The organism is Mycobacteroides franklinii (assembly GCF_001853795.1).
Taxonomy (GTDB): Bacteria; Actinomycetota; Actinomycetes; order Mycobacteriales; family Mycobacteriaceae; genus Mycobacterium; species Mycobacterium franklinii.
The window spans coordinates 2,419,841-2,436,287 of the sequence record NZ_MLIK01000019.1 but is presented as its reverse complement, the minus strand read 5'-3'; the positions used below and the strand labels follow the sequence as shown (position 1 = coordinate 2,436,287).

Sequence of the window (16,447 nt, the reverse complement as noted above, 5' to 3'; positions counted from 1 at the left end):
TCACCCAATTCCCGGGATAAATCGAATCACCAAGTCGATCAGCCAAATTCCGATAAACGGCACGATGACGCCACCCAAGCCGTAAACGAGCAGGTTTCGGCGCAGCAGCTCGCCCGCACCCACCGGTCGGTACTGGACACCCTTAAGCGCCAGGGGAACCAGCGCGATGATGATGAGCGCGTTGAAGATCACGGCGGACAGGATCGCCGATGTCGGCGTGGCCAGCCGCATGATGTTCAGTGCGTCGAGCTGCGGATAGATACCCGTGAACATGGCCGGAAGGATCGCGAAATACTTCGCCAGGTCATTGGCCAGCGAGAACGTCGTCAAGGCCCCACGCGTGATCAGCAGCTGCTTGCCGATGGCCACCACATCGATGAGCTTGGTGGGATCGGAATCCAGATCCACCATGTTGCCGGCTTCTTTGGCCGCGGAGGTCCCGGTGTTCATCGCAACGCCCACGTCCGCCTGCGCCAACGCGGGCGCGTCGTTCGTTCCATCACCGGTCATGGCGACCAATCGACCGGCCTTCTGCTCATTGCGCAAGAGCTCCAGCTTGTCCTCCGGTGTCGCCTCGGCGACAAAGTCGTCAACCCCGGCCTCGGCGGCGATCTGCTTGGCGGTCAAGGGGTTGTCGCCGGTAATCATGATGGTCTTGATACCCATGGCGCGCAGCTGCTCGAACCGCTCGGCCATGCCGGGCTTGACCACATCGGACAGACGGATGACTCCGAGGAGGCGGGCACCGGCGGCATCCTTCTCTGCCACCACCAACGGGGTGCCCCCCTCGCTGGCGATCTGATTGGCCTCCTTGCGGACCGCGACCACCGCCGGATCATCGGCATCTGTCCCGATGGCACCGACGGAATCGCTTGCCACCCAGTTGAACACGGCGTCGGTGGCACCCTTGCGAATCTGCCGTCCGTCGATCGTGTCGATACCGCTCATCCTGGTGGCCGCGGTGAATGCCACGAACTCACCGTGGGCATCCTCACCGGCTCCCGCGAGCTCGACGATGCTGCGTCCCTCGGGTGTCTCGTCCGCGAGGCTCGATGCCCGCGCCGCCGCCGCGATGGTGGCGTGGTCGACGCCGGGGGCCGGCACAAACGCCGTCGCCTGCCGGTTACCGAAGGTGATGGTGCCGGTCTTGTCCATCAGCAGCGTGTCGATATCACCGGCCGCTTCCACCGCACGACCGGACTTGGCCAGCACGTTCTTCTGCACCAGCCGGTCCATGCCCGCTATACCGATCGCCGACATCAGCGCGCCGATGGTGGTCGGGATGAGGCACACCAACAATGCGATCAGGTTGATCGGATCTTGTTGCTTTCCGCCGTAGTTGCCCATTGGCCCCAATGCGACGACCGCCAACAAAAAGATAATGGTCAACGATGCCAGCAGGATGTTGAGCGCGATCTCATTCGGCGTCTTTTGACGTGACGCACCCTCGACAAGCGCGATCATCCGGTCCACAAACGATTCACCGGGAGCGGCCGTGATCTGGACGACGATGCGATCCGATAGCACCGTGGTGCCGCCCGTCACCGCACAGCGGTCACCCCCGGACTCGCGGACCACCGGCGCCGACTCACCCGTAATGGCCGACTCATCCACGGTGGCAATGCCTTCCACGACATCGCCGTCACCGGGGATCACCTGGTTGGCTTCCACGACCACGCGGTCGCCTGGCCGCAGGCTACTGCCGGCCACTTCTTCCTCATGTTCGTTGCCGTTGCCATCGCCAACCAGCTTGCGGGCCATCGTGTCTCGTTTGACCTCGCGCAGGCTTGCCGCCTGGGCCTTGCCCCGGCCCTCGGCGACCGCTTCGGCCAGGTTGGCGAACACCACGGTGAACCACAGCCATGCGGTGACCGACCACGAGAAGACCGAGGAGTGCAAGATCGCCAACACCGTGGTGGCGATCGAACCTACCCAGACCACAAACATGACGGGATTGCGGGCCATATGCCGCGGATCGATCTTGCGCACCGCCAACGGCAGTGCCTTGATCAGTTGCGTCGGGTCGAAGACACCCGATGCGACAACTGTTTTCTTGGCTGACATCTACAGCACCGCCTCGGCGATCGGTCCCAGCGCCAGCGCCGGGAAGAAGGTCAACGCGGCCACCAAAAGAACTGTGCCGGCGTGGAGCCCGGCGAACATGGGGCCATGGGTATGCAGGGTCCCGGCCGAGACCGGGGTCTTTTTCTGGGTGGCCAGCGATCCGGCCAGCGCCAGCGTGAAGATGATCGGCAGGAACCGGCCGAGCACCATCGCCACTCCGAGCGACGACTGGAACCAGTGGCTGGTCACGGTGAGTCCGCCGAACGCACTGCCGTTGTTGTTGGCGGCGGACGCGTACGCATACAGCACCTCGGCGAACCCGTGGATTGACTGCGGACTGCCCGGATCTCCGCTGTTTCCTTGGTATCCCGGCGTCGTCGAGAGCGCGATGGCGATACCGCTGCCGATGAGCACCAGCGCGGGCATGACGAGTACGGACAGAGCGGCCATCGTCATCTCGCGGCGGCCGATCTTCTTGCCCAGGAACTCCGGGGTACGACCGACCAGCAGACCGCCGACGAATACGGCGATGATGGCCAGGATCAAGATGCCATACAGGCCTGTGCCGACACCACCCGGCGCGATCTCGCCGAACAGCATGTTCAGGATAAGTGCGCCGCCGCCCGCCGCCGAGAAGCTGTCGTGCGCCGCATTCACTGCGCCCGTTGAGGTTCCGGTCGTGCTCACGGCGAACAGCGTGCTGGCCGGAATACCGAACCGGACCTCCTTGCCCTCCATCATGGCTCCCGCCGCCTGCGCGGCAATACCGCGCGGGCTCGACTCGGCCCACGTCACAAAGGCCAGTAAGCCCGCCCACAGAAACACCATCACCGACAGGATGGTGATGCCCTGCCGCTGATCTCCGACCATCGTCGAGTAGGTGCGCGTCAGCGAGACCGGGATGATCAGAAGCGCCAGGATCTCCACGATGTTCGACAACGGTGTGGGGTTCTCGAATGGATGCGCCGAGTTGGCCCCCAGAATGCCACCGCCATTGGTGCCGACTTCCTTGATGGCCTCCTGCGAGGCCACCGGGGCCAGGGCCACGTGCTGGCTGGCTCCATCGAGCGCGGTGGCATCGAAGTGGGTGTGTATCGACTGGATGACACCCTGCGACAACAAAATAAGTGCGACAAGGAAGGAAAGCGGCAGCAGGATGCGCAGACTGCCGCGGACCAGGTCCACCCAGAAGTTGCCCAGTTCGCCGGAAGTACTGACACGCACGATGCCGCGGATGAAGGCGATCGCGACGGCCAAACCCACGCTCGCGGATAGGAAGTTCTGCACCGCCAGACCGACCATCTGAGTCAGATTGCTCATGGTGGTCTCGGGCACATAGGACTGCCAGTTGGTGTTCGTCACGAACGAGGTGGCGGTATTGAACGCCACCGCGGGGCTCACCCCGTCCAGGTCACCGGAGAGTGGCAATACTCCCTGTGCGCGTTGCAGCACATACAGGAAAAGCACGCTCACGAAGGAGAACCCGAGCAATGACAAGGTGTAGCCGACCCACGTCTGCTCGGTCTCCGGGCTTACCCGGCCGACGCGGTAGATGACGCGCTCGACGAACGAATGTTTGATGACCGTGAACACGCGCGCCATGTAGTCCCCCAGCGGGACGTATGCGATCGCGAGCACGATGAGAACGAAGCCGATCTGAAGACCGGCTGCCACAGCTGGATTCACCGTTAGAACCTTTCCGGGTCGAGCAGCGCGACAACCAGATAGACCACCAGGAGTGCCGACAGGACGATCAGCACGATGTTTGTCACAGTGCCGGTCATCGGGACTGCAACCCCCGCACGGTGGCAACGCAGACGGCGAACAGCACCACTGTCAGGGCGAGGTACCAGAAATCAGTCACGGCCAAGATCATGGTCCCGGCCAGGGGCCCTACCTGCGTTCTTTACGACCCCTTGACACACCTATATGGGGCCCTTGACGCGCTATTAACGGGGTTCAACCAGCCGTTGACAGCTCGGGCAGAAGTACGACGAACGGTTCATGAACGCCTCTCGGCGCATGGCTCGTCCGCACCGGCGGCACGGCTCGCCCTCGCGCCCGTACGCCTCTAATGAGCGCTCGAAGTAACCGGATTCGCCGTTCACGTTGACGTACAAATCGTCGAATGAGGTACCGCCCTGTTTGAGCGCCAGGCGCATGACACCGGCCGCGCTATCGAGGACCTCGGTCAGTTTCGCGCGGCTCATGCCATCGCTCAGACGCCGTCCGTGTACCCGCGCGTGCCAAAGAGCCTCGTCGGCATAGATGTTCCCCACACCCGACACCAGTGTCTGATCCAGCAGCGCGCGTTTGATCTCGGTGTGCTTACCGCGCAGCCGGGTGACCACGGCCGCTATGTCGAACCGTTCGTCGAGCGGGTCGCGCGCGATATGCGCGACCGGTTCGGGAAGCTCGCTTCCGTCTACGGTGACGACGTCGGTCGCCATCCAACCGCCGAACGTGCGCTGGTCGACAAAGCTCAGCACCGATCCGTCATCGAACGTTGCGGCGATACGCAGATGCTGAGGCCTGGAGATCGGTCCGATGAGCATCTGGCCGCTCATCCCGAGGTGCACCACCAGAGCGTGCGCCCCAGTCGGCCCTTCCAGGGTCAGCCAGAGATACTTGCCCCGTCGACCAGTTCCGCTGATCTGTTGTCCGGCAAGCAGTCCCGTCAGTTCGGGGGCCCCGCCGGGTTGCCTGCGCACGGCACGATCGTGGCGCACCGAGGTCGATACGATGGTCTTGCCGACGAGGTGATGGTGCAGTCCACGACGAACCACCTCCACCTCGGGAAGCTCAGGCACCCCGTGCGCTCTCGGCGCTTCGCCCCAGGGACTCATCGGCGCTGATGGCGTTCCACGCCTTTGAGGCGGCCTTTTGTTCGGCCTCCTTCTTGGACCGGCCGACGCCCACACCGTGCGCGGTGTCGTTGACCATCACGGTGGCGGTGAACTCCTTGTCATGGTCCGGACCTGTGGAGGTCACGACGTACGACGGTGCACCCCAACCTTTTTCCGCGGTCAGTTCCTGCAGGCTGGTCTTCCAGTCCAGACCGGCACCGAGCTTCGGCGCGGTCTCCAACAGTTCCCCGAACAGCCTCAACACCACTGCGCGAGCGATCTCCAGCCCGTGCTCCAGATAGACCGCACCGAGAATCGACTCCATGCCGTCGGCAAGAATGCTGGACTTGTCGCGGCCACCGGTGTTCTCCTCGCCCTTGCCCAGCAGCAGGTGCGCGCCCAGTCCGTCGCCAGTCAGTCCGCGTGCCACTCCGGCAAGTGCCTGCGTGTTGACGATGCTGGCACGCAGCTTGGCCAAATCGCCTTCAGAACGGTCCGGGTGGGTGTGGTACAGCGTCTCGGTGATCGTCAGCCCCAGCACGGCGTCGCCGAGGAACTCCAGCCTCTCGTTGGTGGGTAGGCCACCGTTCTCGTAGGCATAGCTGCGGTGCGTGAGGGCCAGAGTGAGCAGGTCGTCGCCCAGCTTCACGCCAATCGCAGCACGCAGATCCTCATGCCGATGATCTGGGCCAGGGTTCACTGGTCGTCACCGAAGTTCGCGAGCTTGGCCCACCGCGGGTCAATCTTGTCATGGTGGTGAGCAGGTTCGGCTGTGGCCAAAGCGATTCCACATTCGGGGCAGAGCCCTGGGCAATCGGGCCGGCATACCGGAGCCAGCTCCAGGTCGGGCACGATGGCATCGACGATGGTCTGCTCGAGGTCGACGAGTCCGTCGACAACCCGATGTATCTCGTCCTCTTCGGTGGTCGCCTCTGTCTGACTGTCCGGGTACGCGAAGAGTTCGGTGAGGTACGCATCCGCATGCCCGGCGATCGGGTCCAGACAGCGCGAGCATTCCCCGGCGAGATCGCCGGCGATGGTTCCGGTGACCAGAACGCCTTCCGACACGGCTTCCACCCGCAGATCCATATCCACGTCCCCGCCCTCGGGAATGGCGATCAGGTCGTTGCCGATGCGAATCGGGCTCGCAACGGTGCGCTCGACTTCCTGCATCGACCCAGGACGGCGCCCAAGCCCAAGGGCCAGGACATCAAGAACGAAGGGGCCCGGCATGAAACTTATGTTAACGCTCTTCCCCCAAGTAGCTCATCGCAAGTTAACGCTGCACGTAGTCGTGGGTACCAGCGCCGGTACGCAGTTGGTGACGCCCACGGCCCACCGAACGCAGCGTGCCGTTGAGGTAGTCCTCGAACTCGGCCAGCTTGTTGTCGACATAGATGTCGCATTCGCCACGCAGCCGATCGGCCTCGGCGTGTGCCGCGTCGATCAGCCGGGTGGACTCGGCATTGGCAGCCTGGACGACCTCGGTCTGAGCGACCAGGCGCTGCTGCTCCTTGATGCCTTCCTGCACGGCCTTGTCATAGGACGCGTTACCGGAATCCACCAGGCGATCCGCCTCTGCCTTCGCGCGCGCAACGGTGCTCTCCTGCTCACGCTTGGCGTTGGCGACCGTGCGTGCGGCCTCTTCCCTCGCCTCGCCGACGGTCTGCTCGGCATGGTTACGGGCCTCGGCCACCATGCGGTCGGCCTGCGACTTGGCGTCGGCCAGCAGCCGATCGGCCTCGTTGCGGGCATGGCTGAGCGTCTGCTCGGCTTCGGCGTTGGAGCTGCCGATCACCGTCTCGTGATGCTCCTTGGCCTCACGAAGCAGTGAGTCGCGGGCATCGAGGACATCCTGAGCGTCATCGAGCTCACCAGGAATTGCGTCCTTGATGTCGTCGATCAGTTCGAGGACATCGCCGCGGGGCACGACGCATCCGGCGGTCATCGGAACACCGCGCGCTTCTTCCACAATGGCGCCCAGTTCGTCGAGCGCTTCAAATACTCGGTACACGGCTACACCCTTCACGCGAGTTTCCACTGTTACCAGTGTGCCTGGTGTGACTGCTGTGACCGTGCTAGCTGACCGGTGTGTCGGCTATTTCTGCGCGGCCTGTTTTCTATTGTGCCTGGCCACGCAGTTTCCCGAGAAGTCGTTGGTGAACGGACGGAGGCAGCAACGCCGAGACATCTCCCCCGTACGTCGCCACCTCCTTGGCAAGCGACGACGAGACGAACGAATATGCCGGTGCCGTAGCGACGAAAAACGTGTCGACCCCGGCGATGTGCTTGTTCATCTGAGCCATCTGGAGCTCGTACTCGAAGTCGGTACCGGTGCGCAACCCCTTGACGATGGCATTCAGGCCCCGTTGTCTGACGAAATCAACCAACAGACCCTGCCCCGACTCGACCCGCAGATTGGGCAGGTCGGCCGTGGACTCGCGGATCATCTCGATGCGCTCATCGATGGTGAACATGCCCGCTTTGTTCGGGTTGATCAGCACGGCGACGATCACCTCGTCGAACTGTGCCGCGGCTCGTTCGAACACATCCAGGTGACCCAGGGTCACCGGATCGAACGAGCCGGGGCACACCGCTCCTGTCATACGGCCGATTTGGTGGCCGAGCGAATGCCGATACCGCTACCGATCTGCAGCACGCCGATCACGATGAGCCAGATGCCGACCACCAGCGCCAGCGTGAAGATCGAGCTGATCGGATAGACGATGAGCACGATGCCCGCGATCGTCGAGATGACCCCACTGAAGATCTGCCAGCCCCGGCCAGGCAGCTCCTTGTCGCCGACGGCGGTGATGGTGCCGGCAATGCCCTGCGCGATCCAGCCGACACCAATCCAGATGGCCAGCAGCAGAAGCGAATTCAGCTCGCTCTTGAAGCACAGCACACCAAGGACGAAGGAGACCACACCGGTGAGGAACAGCAATACCCGCATCCCGGCCGACGACACCGGCAGCGTGAAGGCGAACACAATCTGCGCGACACCGGATATCAACAGATACGCGCCGAAAGCGTATGCGGCGACGAGCACGGTGATTTGAGGCCATATCAGCACCACGGCGCCAACGATTACCGCCAAAACTCCTGATACCAACGCTGTTTTCCAGAGATGCTTGACGAGGTCCTGCCCGACATTTGTAGTCATGGACCTAAGGGTATTTCTTCCGGAACACAGATGCGGACTTATAGGGCGTAATTCGCACAGTGCGTTACGCGCTCAAGATGATTCTGTTATCTCCCGGCCGGGCAGGTGAACTCAAGCTCGAAGGTCGCGGGCGTGCTCAGCCCGGCCGTTGCGGTGCCGGAAATCTTGTAGGACTGCCCGGACTTGGTCACCGTCGGCTCGGCCGCACCATGGCCCGAGTTGTACATCAACGGGTGGCCATCGATGATGCCCAGGGTAAGACTCTGGAGCGTTGGGGTGTCGCCCGCTGCCAGCGTGGCGGCAATCGCATCACTATCGCTACCGACATTCACGAATGTCATATCGGCCGCGGTGACACACTCGACCCGATTCTCGACCGATCTCACGACCCCGTCGACAACAACGCGGGGACCTGCCGCCGGAGCATCGCTTGCCGAACTCGATACCGGACCACTTGTGGGAGAGTCCCGGTGCACGCCCCCACCCGACGAGCAGCCGACCAGACAAGCACCGGCTAACACCGCACTACCCACCACCGCTGCACTGCCGTAACGCATTTGCGCCCTCCCTCCAGCCCCTCACCACTGATCGAGTTCAGACTAATCGGGCCAGAGCCCTAGTCCCACCAGAAACTCCAGGTTCGTGCGCCGGTGATTGCCCGGGCATAGGCGCTGAGCGTGCCCGCGCCCTGATCGATGTTGTCAGGGCAAAACCCGTAGTGCTCGTAGCCCACCGGCACCGCGAGGTCGGCCCCCGGCGGGCGTGTCGCCTCCACCTCGATGGCATCGAAATCCACCGTCGTCAGCACCGCCCCGAACCGGTCTTCCCAGGAACGGAGCACGGCCGAGAGCTCGGCCTCTGCGAGGTCGTAGTTCACGCCGTGTGTCCAACCCAGAGCGTTCAGCGCGTCGGCCGGACGCGTCACGGGTACCAGAATCAGCAGCGAGCCCTGCCCGAGGTGATCTGAGGTCACCGGGAGGGCCCGCTGCGGCGGCTGCGTGCGTTGTTCCAGTCCGATGGGCGCGACCGGCACATCGACGGTCTTCGGACTTGCCGATGAAACCTGTTTGGCAAGAAATGATTTGGCGTCGACGGCGCCGACATCGCCCGGATCTGTGAGGTACCGCTGATCGTCGGGGTCCGACCACGGCCGGCGCAAATCTCCGCTCAAACCACGGGAGGCCAAGGGCCACAGCCCGGTTCGATCGAACCTGGCTGCAAGCCGCAGCCAGAGCGACTGGATGTCGACCACCGCGACATTGCTCACCCAGGCCAACGGACGGCCCGTCGAACTCACGATCAGGTGACCCTCGGGCAGCTTGATACCGTCGACGCTCCACTTCGCGGCGGCCTGCGCGCGCGGCAGCTCACCCGCGCGATCGGCCTGCACCGGCACGAGCAGCTCGGCGTAGGCGGGCAGATCATGTGCGGGCTCGGGATTTCCGGCGATGGGGTGCTTACCCCAATAGGCCTGACCGAACAGATAGGTCAGCCCGAGAACCAGGACCGCAATCATCACGCTCAGCGATGTCCACCCTTTTGTCCCCACCCTTGCAGGTTAGCTGAGTGGCCGGGCATCAGCTGGAGGCCAGCATCCCATTCGCCTCATCTACTGGTGCGTTTTCCCGCACAGCGCGCCGGGCGCGATTCTGCCGGAGTGCTTGCCGCGCCGACTCCAGGGTGATGTTGCGTGGATCGATCCCTTCCCGCTCAAAGCCTTGCACGGCGATCGGCAAGTAGAAGAACTTCAGCGGAAGGACACGCTCGAGAACCGCGTAGAACCGCCGAAACATAGCCGTGAAGCGGCGCAGCATCTCCTCGTCCTCGGGAGTCCACTCCACATTGAACAGCTCCCGCACATGGGGCGGATAACTACCGACAACGACTTGCCGCCGACCCACCAGCCAGGGCCACACAAATTTCTTCATGACCGGTGGCCACCACCGCGGTGCCACCCGGCGCTCCATGAATTGTTCCAGCATGGCCTGAGTTACCTGCGAGTTCACCAAATGGTTGCGCTCGATGTTCCCCAAATACCGTTCGAAATCTTCGTACGTGTCCGGCTGAGAACTATCGTCGACCCCCCATATGCTGTACCACTCCTTGGATTCCTCAAATATCTGCTCCTTTATAGTGCGCGGCATCGCCCCGCCGAAATGCAGCCGCTCGATGACCAGCAGCATGTGGTGATAAAAGAAGGTGACATGCGCGAAATAGAAGGTTTCCGCATTCAAAGCGTGAAACGTGCCGTCCTGCAGTGCGCCTTTGACAGACTTGTGCATGTTACGGGTCTTCAGCCCGTATTTCTTCGCGTCTTCCGGAGCGTCGTACACCGAGCCGTAAATGTATTCACGGGATTGCTGACGCCGTTTCTTATATATCGCGGCGCGCGCACGGAAGGAACTGTCACCAGTGAAAAGAACAGAACCCGCGGTCCCTCTCGCCATCTGCGGCCATGCGCCCGCAATGGGACCCAATACCCCGCTACCGAAATACATCACGTCGAGACGCCCCCAATACTTCCATATCAGGGAATCGGCGGGAATCGGATGCTGACAAAGATCTTTCCGTCGCAGACTGTCATCCCCGGTAAGTTCTGTCACCCTGATGTCTTCCGGGATTACCAACTCCGGGTCGAATGTCGTTTGCATGATTTTCTTGAATGCCTTGATACCCCGCACCACCACGTCAAACTCCTTGCGTTGCCGACACCCGCTACTAGACCAACCCCATCACCGCTGTGACTCACCTCACATTAAGAAGTGATGATGCTCCCGGCACCACTCAAAATCAAGGGAGGTACGGATGGTTTCGGAACAGGCCGAATCAAGGAACGTACGGGCAATTGTTAAGCAGCTTGATTGGCAATACTTGAGCGACTAATTCCCGGGTTGATCAGCGGCCGGTGCCTGATCGTCCGCGGGCGGTGCCGACGGGCATTTACTGGTACCGACGGGGTGCTGATTTTGCATGGAGGCCAGTGTGCTGTCAGGGATTACGCCCGAGAACCTATCGGTGACGGTCTTCAGCAGGGAACCGGATCCGCATATCTCGTTGACCGGCGATACCGGGCTGGTTGGCGAGAGCACAGGGCCGTCGCCCGCCAACGGACCGCCCGGCGCCGTCAGGGCCCCGTTGGCCGATAGTGGGCCGGTGGGTGACAACAACGGGCCCTCCGCCGACAGCGGACCACCCGGAGCTCCCAAGCCGGCGACCGGCGCCGGAAGTCCGGCCGAGAGCGCGTCGCTGGCCACCGATGGACCCACCGCCGTCTTCGCACCTCCCGGCAACAGGCTAGCCACGGGTGACGGTGGCGACGGCGGGGCCGGCGCATCGCCGTCGTCGGCCAGCGCCACACCGGCAGCGGCGATCGACACCACGCCGGAAGCCAGCGCCGCCACTACCGCTTTACACCACATGGGCAGCCAGTCTAGGTGCCGTTCAGCCAACGTGCTGGCCGAACCACGCGGTGAGGCGCTGCCAGGCATCGGCCGCCGCGGTTGCGTTGTAGCGTGGGCCGCTGTCATTGAAGAAGGCGTGATCGGCCCCCGGTTCGACGACGATCTCGTGCACCAGCCCAGCCCGCTGCAAGGCGTCGGCAGCCTGGTCTTTCGACGCAGTGACGCGCTTGTCGAGCTCGCCGTAGAAGGCAAGGACCGCAGCCTTGGATCGCGAAAAATCGGGATTGTCCGGAAGCGGGCCATAGAACGGGGCAGCTGCCGCAAGCCGGGGCTCCCCCGAGGCCAGGAGTTGCCAAACAAGCCCGCCGCCGAAGCAGAAACCGACCACGCCGGCGGGCTTGTCGGGTACCCGCCGCAGAATCTCGTCCACACCGGACTTCAGGTCGGCAACGAAACGTTCTGATGGGATCTTGCCCAGCGCCCCGGTCGCCTCGGCCGGGTCCTTGAACGTCGATGTGCCGCCCTCTTCCGACAACAGGTCGATGGCCAATGACGAATACCCCACGCCGGCAAGCCGCCCCGCGACGGAACGAACCCAATCGGTGAGGCCCTTGTTCTCGTGGATCACCAGCACCGTGCCTCGGGGCTGGGCTGCCGAAGCCCAGGCGCCCTGCACGGTGCCGTTGGGACCGTTCCAGGTGATCGGTTCCGTCGAAACCATCTTGTCTATCCCCGGCGGTGGTGACGTGGAGGCCGACGTCGTCGGCGTGGCCGTGGGCGTGTTGTCGGTGCCGCAGGCCGCGATGAGCGCGCTGGCCGCGGCGGCGCCGACGCCCAGCAGCGCGAGCCTCCGAAAGGCCTCCCGCCTGGTCAATAGTCCCTCGACATGGTCCGTGGCGATTTCTTCGGCGATGTACCGCTGCAGCGGGGTCATGACGAGAAGTCTGCGCCCGATAAGTAAACGGTGGCTGTGGATTGCCTGGACAGTTACAGAGATCCCAGCTCGAGCCGCGTACCGCCGTACTTCCGGGAAACCACTTCCCAGCCCTCCGGCCACTGCGCCTCGGGGCCCGACGCATCACGCTCGAGCACCACGAGGGCATCATCGGTGACCCAATGATCCGTCAGCCGCGATAACAGAGCCGAAACCTCCTCAGCCGAAACCGAATACGGCGGGTCGGCCAAGACCAGGTCGTACGCACGGTTGGGTGATGTCGAGAGGAAAGTCGCCACCGGCGACTGCCGCAGGTCGGCACCCGGCAGGCCCACTGTCGCGATGTTGGCCGAGATCACCTTGCACGCGGCGCCACTGGACTCGACCAACGTCACGTGCTGTGCACCGCGTGACAGCGCCTCCAGCCCCAGCGCGCCGGAACCGGCGAAAAGATCGAGCGCCGCGATCCCCTCGAAGTCCAGGCGCGCCTCGAGCATGCTGAACAACGCTTCCCGCACCCGATCGGTGGTGGGCCGGGTTCCCTTCGGCGGCACCGCGATCCGGCGTCCTCCCGCGGCGCCGGCGATGATCCGGGTCAGCTGATCACCACCAGCAGATCTCCACCCTCAACCTGAGCCGTCTCGGTCAACGCAACCCGTGCGACGGTTCCCGCCTTGGGCGCGGTGATGGAGGCCTCCATCTTCATGGCCTCGATGGTGCCGATCGTCTCCCCGGCCGAAACCTCTTGGCCGGAAACCACGTTGAGCGTCACCACACCGGCGAAGGGCGCGGGCACATGATCGGCATTCGCCCGGTCGGCCTTCTCCGCGCTGGCCACCGCGCTCTCGATGCTCCTGTCGCGTACCTGTACCGGACGCAGCTGCCCGTTGAGGATGCACATCACCGTGCGCATCCCGTGCTCGTCGGCGTCGGAGATCGCTTCCAGCCCAATGAGTAGCTCGACGCCCTTCTCCAGCTTGACGCGGTGCTCCTCGCCATAACGCAGACCGTAGAAGAACTGGTTCGCCGAAAGCCGTGAGGTATCGCCGTACTGCTCCCGGTGCGCCAGGAATTCCTTGGTGGGCCCCGGGAACAGCAGCCGGTTCAAGGCCGCACGCCGGGTCGCGCTGTCGCCGTCGAGCGCCGCCTCGTCCTCAGCGGTGAGCGCCACCTCGGCACGGGCCGATCCACGCCCTTCCAGGGCACGGGTACGGAACGGCTCGGGCCAGCCACCCGGCGGATCGCCGAGTTCGCCGCGCAGGAATCCGATGACCGACTCGGGGATATCGAAGCGTCCCGGATCGGAGGCGAACTCGTCGGCGCTCACACCGGTGCCCACCAACGCCAGTGCCAGATCGCCCACCACCTTCGACGACGGCGTCACCTTGACCAAACGACCCAGCATCCGGTCGGCGGCGGCGTACCGCGCCTCGATCTCTTCGAACTGGTCCCCCAGGCCCAGCGCGATGGCCTGCTGGCGCAAGTTCGACAGCTGCCCACCCGGAATCTCGTGCGTGTACACCCGGCCGGTCGGTGAGGGAAGCCCAGACTCGAACGGGGCGTACACCTTTCGCAGCGCCTCCCAGTACGGCTCCAGATCGCATACGGCGGTCAGCGAGACCCCGGTGTCGTATTCGCTATGCGCGGCCGCTGCCACGATCGCGGACAACGAGGGCTGGCTGGTGGTTCCCGCCATGGGTGCCGCGGCACCGTCCACCGCGTCGGCGCCGGCCTGCCACGCCGCCAGATATGTGGCCAACTGTCCACCCGCGGTGTCATGCGTGTGAACGTGCACGGGCAGGTCGAACCGCGAGCGCAGCGCCGTCACCAGAGTCGCGGCCGCCGGCGGGCGTAGTAGACCTGCCATGTCCTTGATCGCCAACACATGCGCGCCCGCTTCGACAATCTGCTCGGCGAGCTTGAGGTAATAGTCCAGCGTGTACAGGTTTTCACCGGGGTTCGACAGATCGCCGGTGTAACACATCGCCACCTCGGCCACCGAGGTGCCGACCTCACGCACCGCGTCGATTGCGGGGCGCATGGCCTCGATGTTGTTGAGCGCGTCGAAGATTCGGTAGATGTCCACCCCGGTGGCACTCGCCTCGCGAATGAATGCCCTGGTCACCGTCTCCGGATACGGTGTGTACCCCACCGTATTGCGGCCGCGCAACAACATCTGCAGACAGATGTTGGGAACCGCCTCACGCAGGTCAGCGAGCCGCTCCCACGGATCTTCCTTCAGGAACCGAAGCGCCACATCGTAGGTGGCCCCACCCCAGGCCTCGATCGAGAGCAGTTCTGGAGTCAGCCGCGCCACATAGGGTGCGACCGCCAGCAGGCCGGTGGTGCGCACCCGGGTTGCCAGCAGCGACTGATGCGCGTCACGGAAGGTGGTGTCGGTCAGGCCGACCGCCTTCTGCTCGCGCAGTGCCTTGGCGAAACCCTCTGGCCCCAAGGCCAACAGCCGCTGACGCGACCCGTCCGGCGGGGGCGCCGACAGATCGACCGCGGGCAGCTTGTCATGCGGATACACCTTGGATGGCTTGGCCCCATGAGGCTTGTTGACGGTGACATCGGCCAGGTAGCTCAGGATCTTCGTGCCACGGTCGGCCGAGGACCGCGCCGTCAGCAGCTGCGGACGCTCCTCGATGAAGGAGGTCGTGACGTGCCCGGCACGGAAGTCCGGGTCATCCAGAACCGCCTGCAGGAACGGAATATTGGTGGCAACACCGCGGATCCGGAACTCGGCGACGGCGCGGCGGGCACGAGCCACCGCGGTCTGGAAGTCCCGTCCACGACAGGTCAGCTTCACCAGCATCGAGTCGAAGTGAGCACCTACCTCGGCACCCAGCGTTGTGCCGCCGTCGAGCCGGATGCCGGCGCCGCCGGGACTGCGGTAGGCGGTGATCCGACCGGTGTCGGGGCGGAAACCATTGGCCGGGTCCTCGGTGGTGATCCGGCACTGCAGCGCCGCACCACGTGGCTTGATCGAATCCTGATGCAGGCCAAGATCGTCGAGTGTTTCACCGGAGGCGATGCGCAGCTGACTCGCCACCAGGTCCACATCGGTGATCTCCTCGGTCACCGTGTGTTCCACCTGAATGCGGGGATTCATCTCGATGAAGACGTGGTGACCGCGCTCGTCGAGCAGGAATTCGACGGTACCGGCGCAGCTGTAGCCGATGTGGCGGGCGAAAGCCACTGCGTCCGAACAGATCTTCGCCCGCAGCTCGGCGGGCAGGTTGGGTGCGGGGGCGAGCTCGATGACCTTCTGATGGCGCCGCTGCACGCTACAGTCGCGCTCATAGAGGTGTATGACGTTTCCCGCGGTGTCCGCGAGAATCTGCACCTCGATATGCCGGGGATTGATGACGGCCTGCTCCAGGAAGACCGTCGGGTCTCCGAATGCCGACTCCGCCTCGCGGCTGGCCGCCTCGATCGCCTCGCGCAGCTGCTCGCGCTCGGCGACCCGGCGCATGCCGCGGCCACCGCCTCCGGCGACTGCCTTGACGAATACCGGAAACTCCATGGACTCGGCAGCGGTCAGTAGCTCCTCGACCGATGCCGAAGGCTGCGAAGACGCCAACACCGGCAGCCCCGCCTCACGCGCGGCAGCAATGGCACGTGCCTTGTTGCCGGTGAGCTCCAGGACATCGGCCGGCGGTCCGACGAAGGTGATACCGGCCTTGGCACACGCGGCGGCCAGATCGGGATTCTCGGAGAGAAACCCGTAACCGGGATAGATGGCGTCGGCACCGGCGTTCTTGGCCGCGTTGACGACCTCGGATACCGACAGGTAGGCCCGGACCGGGTGGCCCTTCTCCCCAATCTGGTACGCCTCATCGGCCTTCAGCCGATGACCCGAGTTGCGGTCTTCATATGGGTAGACAGCGACTGTTTCGGCACCTAGTTCATAGGCGGCACGAAATGCACGGATCGCGATCTCACCGCGGTTGGCGACAAGAACCTTCGAGAACATAGTCACTGACCGTACCGTGAGGATTGAGCGAACGCGCGTCCGCTCAATTTCACAAATCAA

16 protein-coding genes are annotated in these 16,447 nt (G+C 63.9%); all 16 read right to left on the bottom strand.

The genetic code is table 11. From position 1 onward, the window contains the following. A complete protein-coding gene (gene kdpB, locus BKG76_RS19305; protein WP_070939027.1) occupies nt 1–2,064 on the bottom strand; it encodes a potassium-transporting ATPase subunit KdpB in 2,064 nt (687 codons plus the stop codon). Continuing rightward, nucleotides 2,065–3,750, bottom strand: coding sequence for a potassium-transporting ATPase subunit KdpA (gene kdpA, locus BKG76_RS19300; RefSeq protein WP_070939026.1), 1,686 nt, complete (start codon nt 3,748–3,750; stop codon nt 2,065–2,067). A 2-nt stretch (nt 3,751–3,752) separates the two neighbouring features. Next, nucleotides 3,753–3,848, bottom strand: coding sequence for a K(+)-transporting ATPase subunit F (kdpF, locus tag BKG76_RS19295; RefSeq protein ID WP_070939025.1), 96 nt, complete (start codon nt 3,846–3,848; stop codon nt 3,753–3,755). Nucleotides 3,849–4,013: 165 nt separating this feature from the next. Then, nucleotides 4,014–4,874 carry a bifunctional DNA-formamidopyrimidine glycosylase/DNA-(apurinic or apyrimidinic site) lyase gene (gene mutM, locus BKG76_RS19290; RefSeq protein ID WP_070939024.1) on the bottom strand — a complete coding sequence of 287 codons (861 nt, stop codon included), beginning with the start codon at nt 4,872–4,874 and terminating at the stop codon, nt 4,014–4,016. Next, nucleotides 4,867–5,610 (bottom strand): ribonuclease III, encoded by a 744-nt coding sequence (rnc, locus tag BKG76_RS19285; protein ID WP_070939023.1) that lies wholly within the window; start codon nt 5,608–5,610, stop codon nt 4,867–4,869. The genes mutM and rnc overlap by 8 nt, the downstream gene beginning before the upstream one ends. Further along, nucleotides 5,607–6,143, bottom strand: a complete 537-nt coding sequence (locus BKG76_RS19280) for a YceD family protein (RefSeq protein ID WP_109420807.1) — start codon at nt 6,141–6,143, stop codon at nt 5,607–5,609. The genes rnc and BKG76_RS19280 overlap by 4 nt, the downstream gene beginning before the upstream one ends. Before the next feature lie 43 nt (nt 6,144–6,186). Continuing rightward, entirely contained in the window at nt 6,187–6,924 is a 738-nt protein-coding gene (gene sepIVA, locus BKG76_RS19275) for a cell division protein SepIVA (RefSeq protein WP_070939370.1), read from the bottom strand. A gap of 106 nt (nt 6,925–7,030) precedes the next feature. Next, entirely contained in the window at nt 7,031–7,516 is a 486-nt protein-coding gene (gene coaD, locus BKG76_RS19270; RefSeq protein WP_070939021.1) for a pantetheine-phosphate adenylyltransferase, read from the bottom strand. After that, nucleotides 7,513–8,073: an HdeD family acid-resistance protein gene (locus BKG76_RS19265; RefSeq protein ID WP_070939020.1), complete on the bottom strand. Its 561-nt coding sequence runs from the start codon at nt 8,071–8,073 to the stop codon at nt 7,513–7,515. The genes coaD and BKG76_RS19265 overlap by 4 nt, the downstream gene beginning before the upstream one ends. 86 nt (nt 8,074–8,159) lie before the next feature. After that, on the bottom strand, nt 8,160–8,630 hold the full coding sequence (locus BKG76_RS19260; protein ID WP_070939019.1) for a lipoprotein LpqH: 471 nt from the start codon (nt 8,628–8,630) through the stop codon (nt 8,160–8,162). A 59-nt stretch (nt 8,631–8,689) separates the two neighbouring features. Further along, nucleotides 8,690–9,589: a DUF4253 domain-containing protein gene (locus BKG76_RS19255; protein ID WP_070939018.1), complete on the bottom strand. Its 900-nt coding sequence runs from the start codon at nt 9,587–9,589 to the stop codon at nt 8,690–8,692. A gap of 61 nt (nt 9,590–9,650) precedes the next feature. Then, the gene (locus tag BKG76_RS19250) at nt 9,651–10,724 is read right to left on the bottom strand and encodes an oxygenase MpaB family protein (protein ID WP_083338137.1); all 1,074 of its coding nucleotides are present in this window, start codon (nt 10,722–10,724) and stop codon (nt 9,651–9,653) included. A gap of 228 nt (nt 10,725–10,952) precedes the next feature. Then, nucleotides 10,953–11,474, bottom strand: coding sequence for a hypothetical protein (locus BKG76_RS19245; protein ID WP_070939016.1), 522 nt, complete (start codon nt 11,472–11,474; stop codon nt 10,953–10,955). Nucleotides 11,475–11,514: 40 nt separating this feature from the next. Then, on the bottom strand, nt 11,515–12,408 hold the full coding sequence (locus BKG76_RS19240; protein ID WP_070939015.1) for a dienelactone hydrolase family protein: 894 nt from the start codon (nt 12,406–12,408) through the stop codon (nt 11,515–11,517). Nucleotides 12,409–12,461: 53 nt separating this feature from the next. Continuing rightward, nucleotides 12,462–13,007 carry a 16S rRNA (guanine(966)-N(2))-methyltransferase RsmD gene (gene rsmD, locus BKG76_RS19235; RefSeq protein WP_070939014.1) on the bottom strand — a complete coding sequence of 182 codons (546 nt, stop codon included), beginning with the start codon at nt 13,005–13,007 and terminating at the stop codon, nt 12,462–12,464. Continuing rightward, on the bottom strand, nt 13,004–16,387 hold the full coding sequence (locus BKG76_RS19230; RefSeq protein ID WP_070939013.1) for a pyruvate carboxylase: 3,384 nt from the start codon (nt 16,385–16,387) through the stop codon (nt 13,004–13,006). Before BKG76_RS19230 ends, rsmD begins: the two co-directional genes overlap by 4 nt. Nucleotides 16,388–16,447 lie beyond the last annotated feature (60 nt).

Excerpts from the sequence above, each read along its gene's own strand:
- kdpB (WP_070939027.1), bottom strand. The coding sequence starts at position 2,064 with ATGTCAGCCAAGAAAACAGTTGTCGCATCGGGTGTCTTCGACCCGACG.
- kdpF (WP_070939025.1), bottom strand. The coding sequence starts at position 3,848 with ATGACCGGCACTGTGACAAACATCGTGCTGATCGTCCTGTCGGCACTC.
- BKG76_RS19280 (WP_109420807.1), bottom strand. The coding sequence starts at position 6,143 with ATGCCGGGCCCCTTCGTTCTTGATGTCCTGGCCCTTGGGCTTGGGCGC.
- coaD (WP_070939021.1), bottom strand. The coding sequence starts at position 7,516 with ATGACAGGAGCGGTGTGCCCCGGCTCGTTCGATCCGGTGACCCTGGGT.
- BKG76_RS19265 (WP_070939020.1), bottom strand. The coding sequence starts at position 8,073 with ATGACTACAAATGTCGGGCAGGACCTCGTCAAGCATCTCTGGAAAACA.
- BKG76_RS19260 (WP_070939019.1), bottom strand. The coding sequence starts at position 8,630 with ATGCGTTACGGCAGTGCAGCGGTGGTGGGTAGTGCGGTGTTAGCCGGT.
- BKG76_RS19255 (WP_070939018.1), bottom strand. The coding sequence starts at position 9,589 with ATGATTGCGGTCCTGGTTCTCGGGCTGACCTATCTGTTCGGTCAGGCC.
- BKG76_RS19250 (WP_083338137.1), bottom strand. The coding sequence starts at position 10,724 with ATGCAAACGACATTCGACCCGGAGTTGGTAATCCCGGAAGACATCAGG.
- BKG76_RS19240 (WP_070939015.1), bottom strand. The coding sequence starts at position 12,408 with ATGACCCCGCTGCAGCGGTACATCGCCGAAGAAATCGCCACGGACCAT.
- BKG76_RS19230 (WP_070939013.1), bottom strand. The coding sequence starts at position 16,387 with ATGTTCTCGAAGGTTCTTGTCGCCAACCGCGGTGAGATCGCGATCCGT.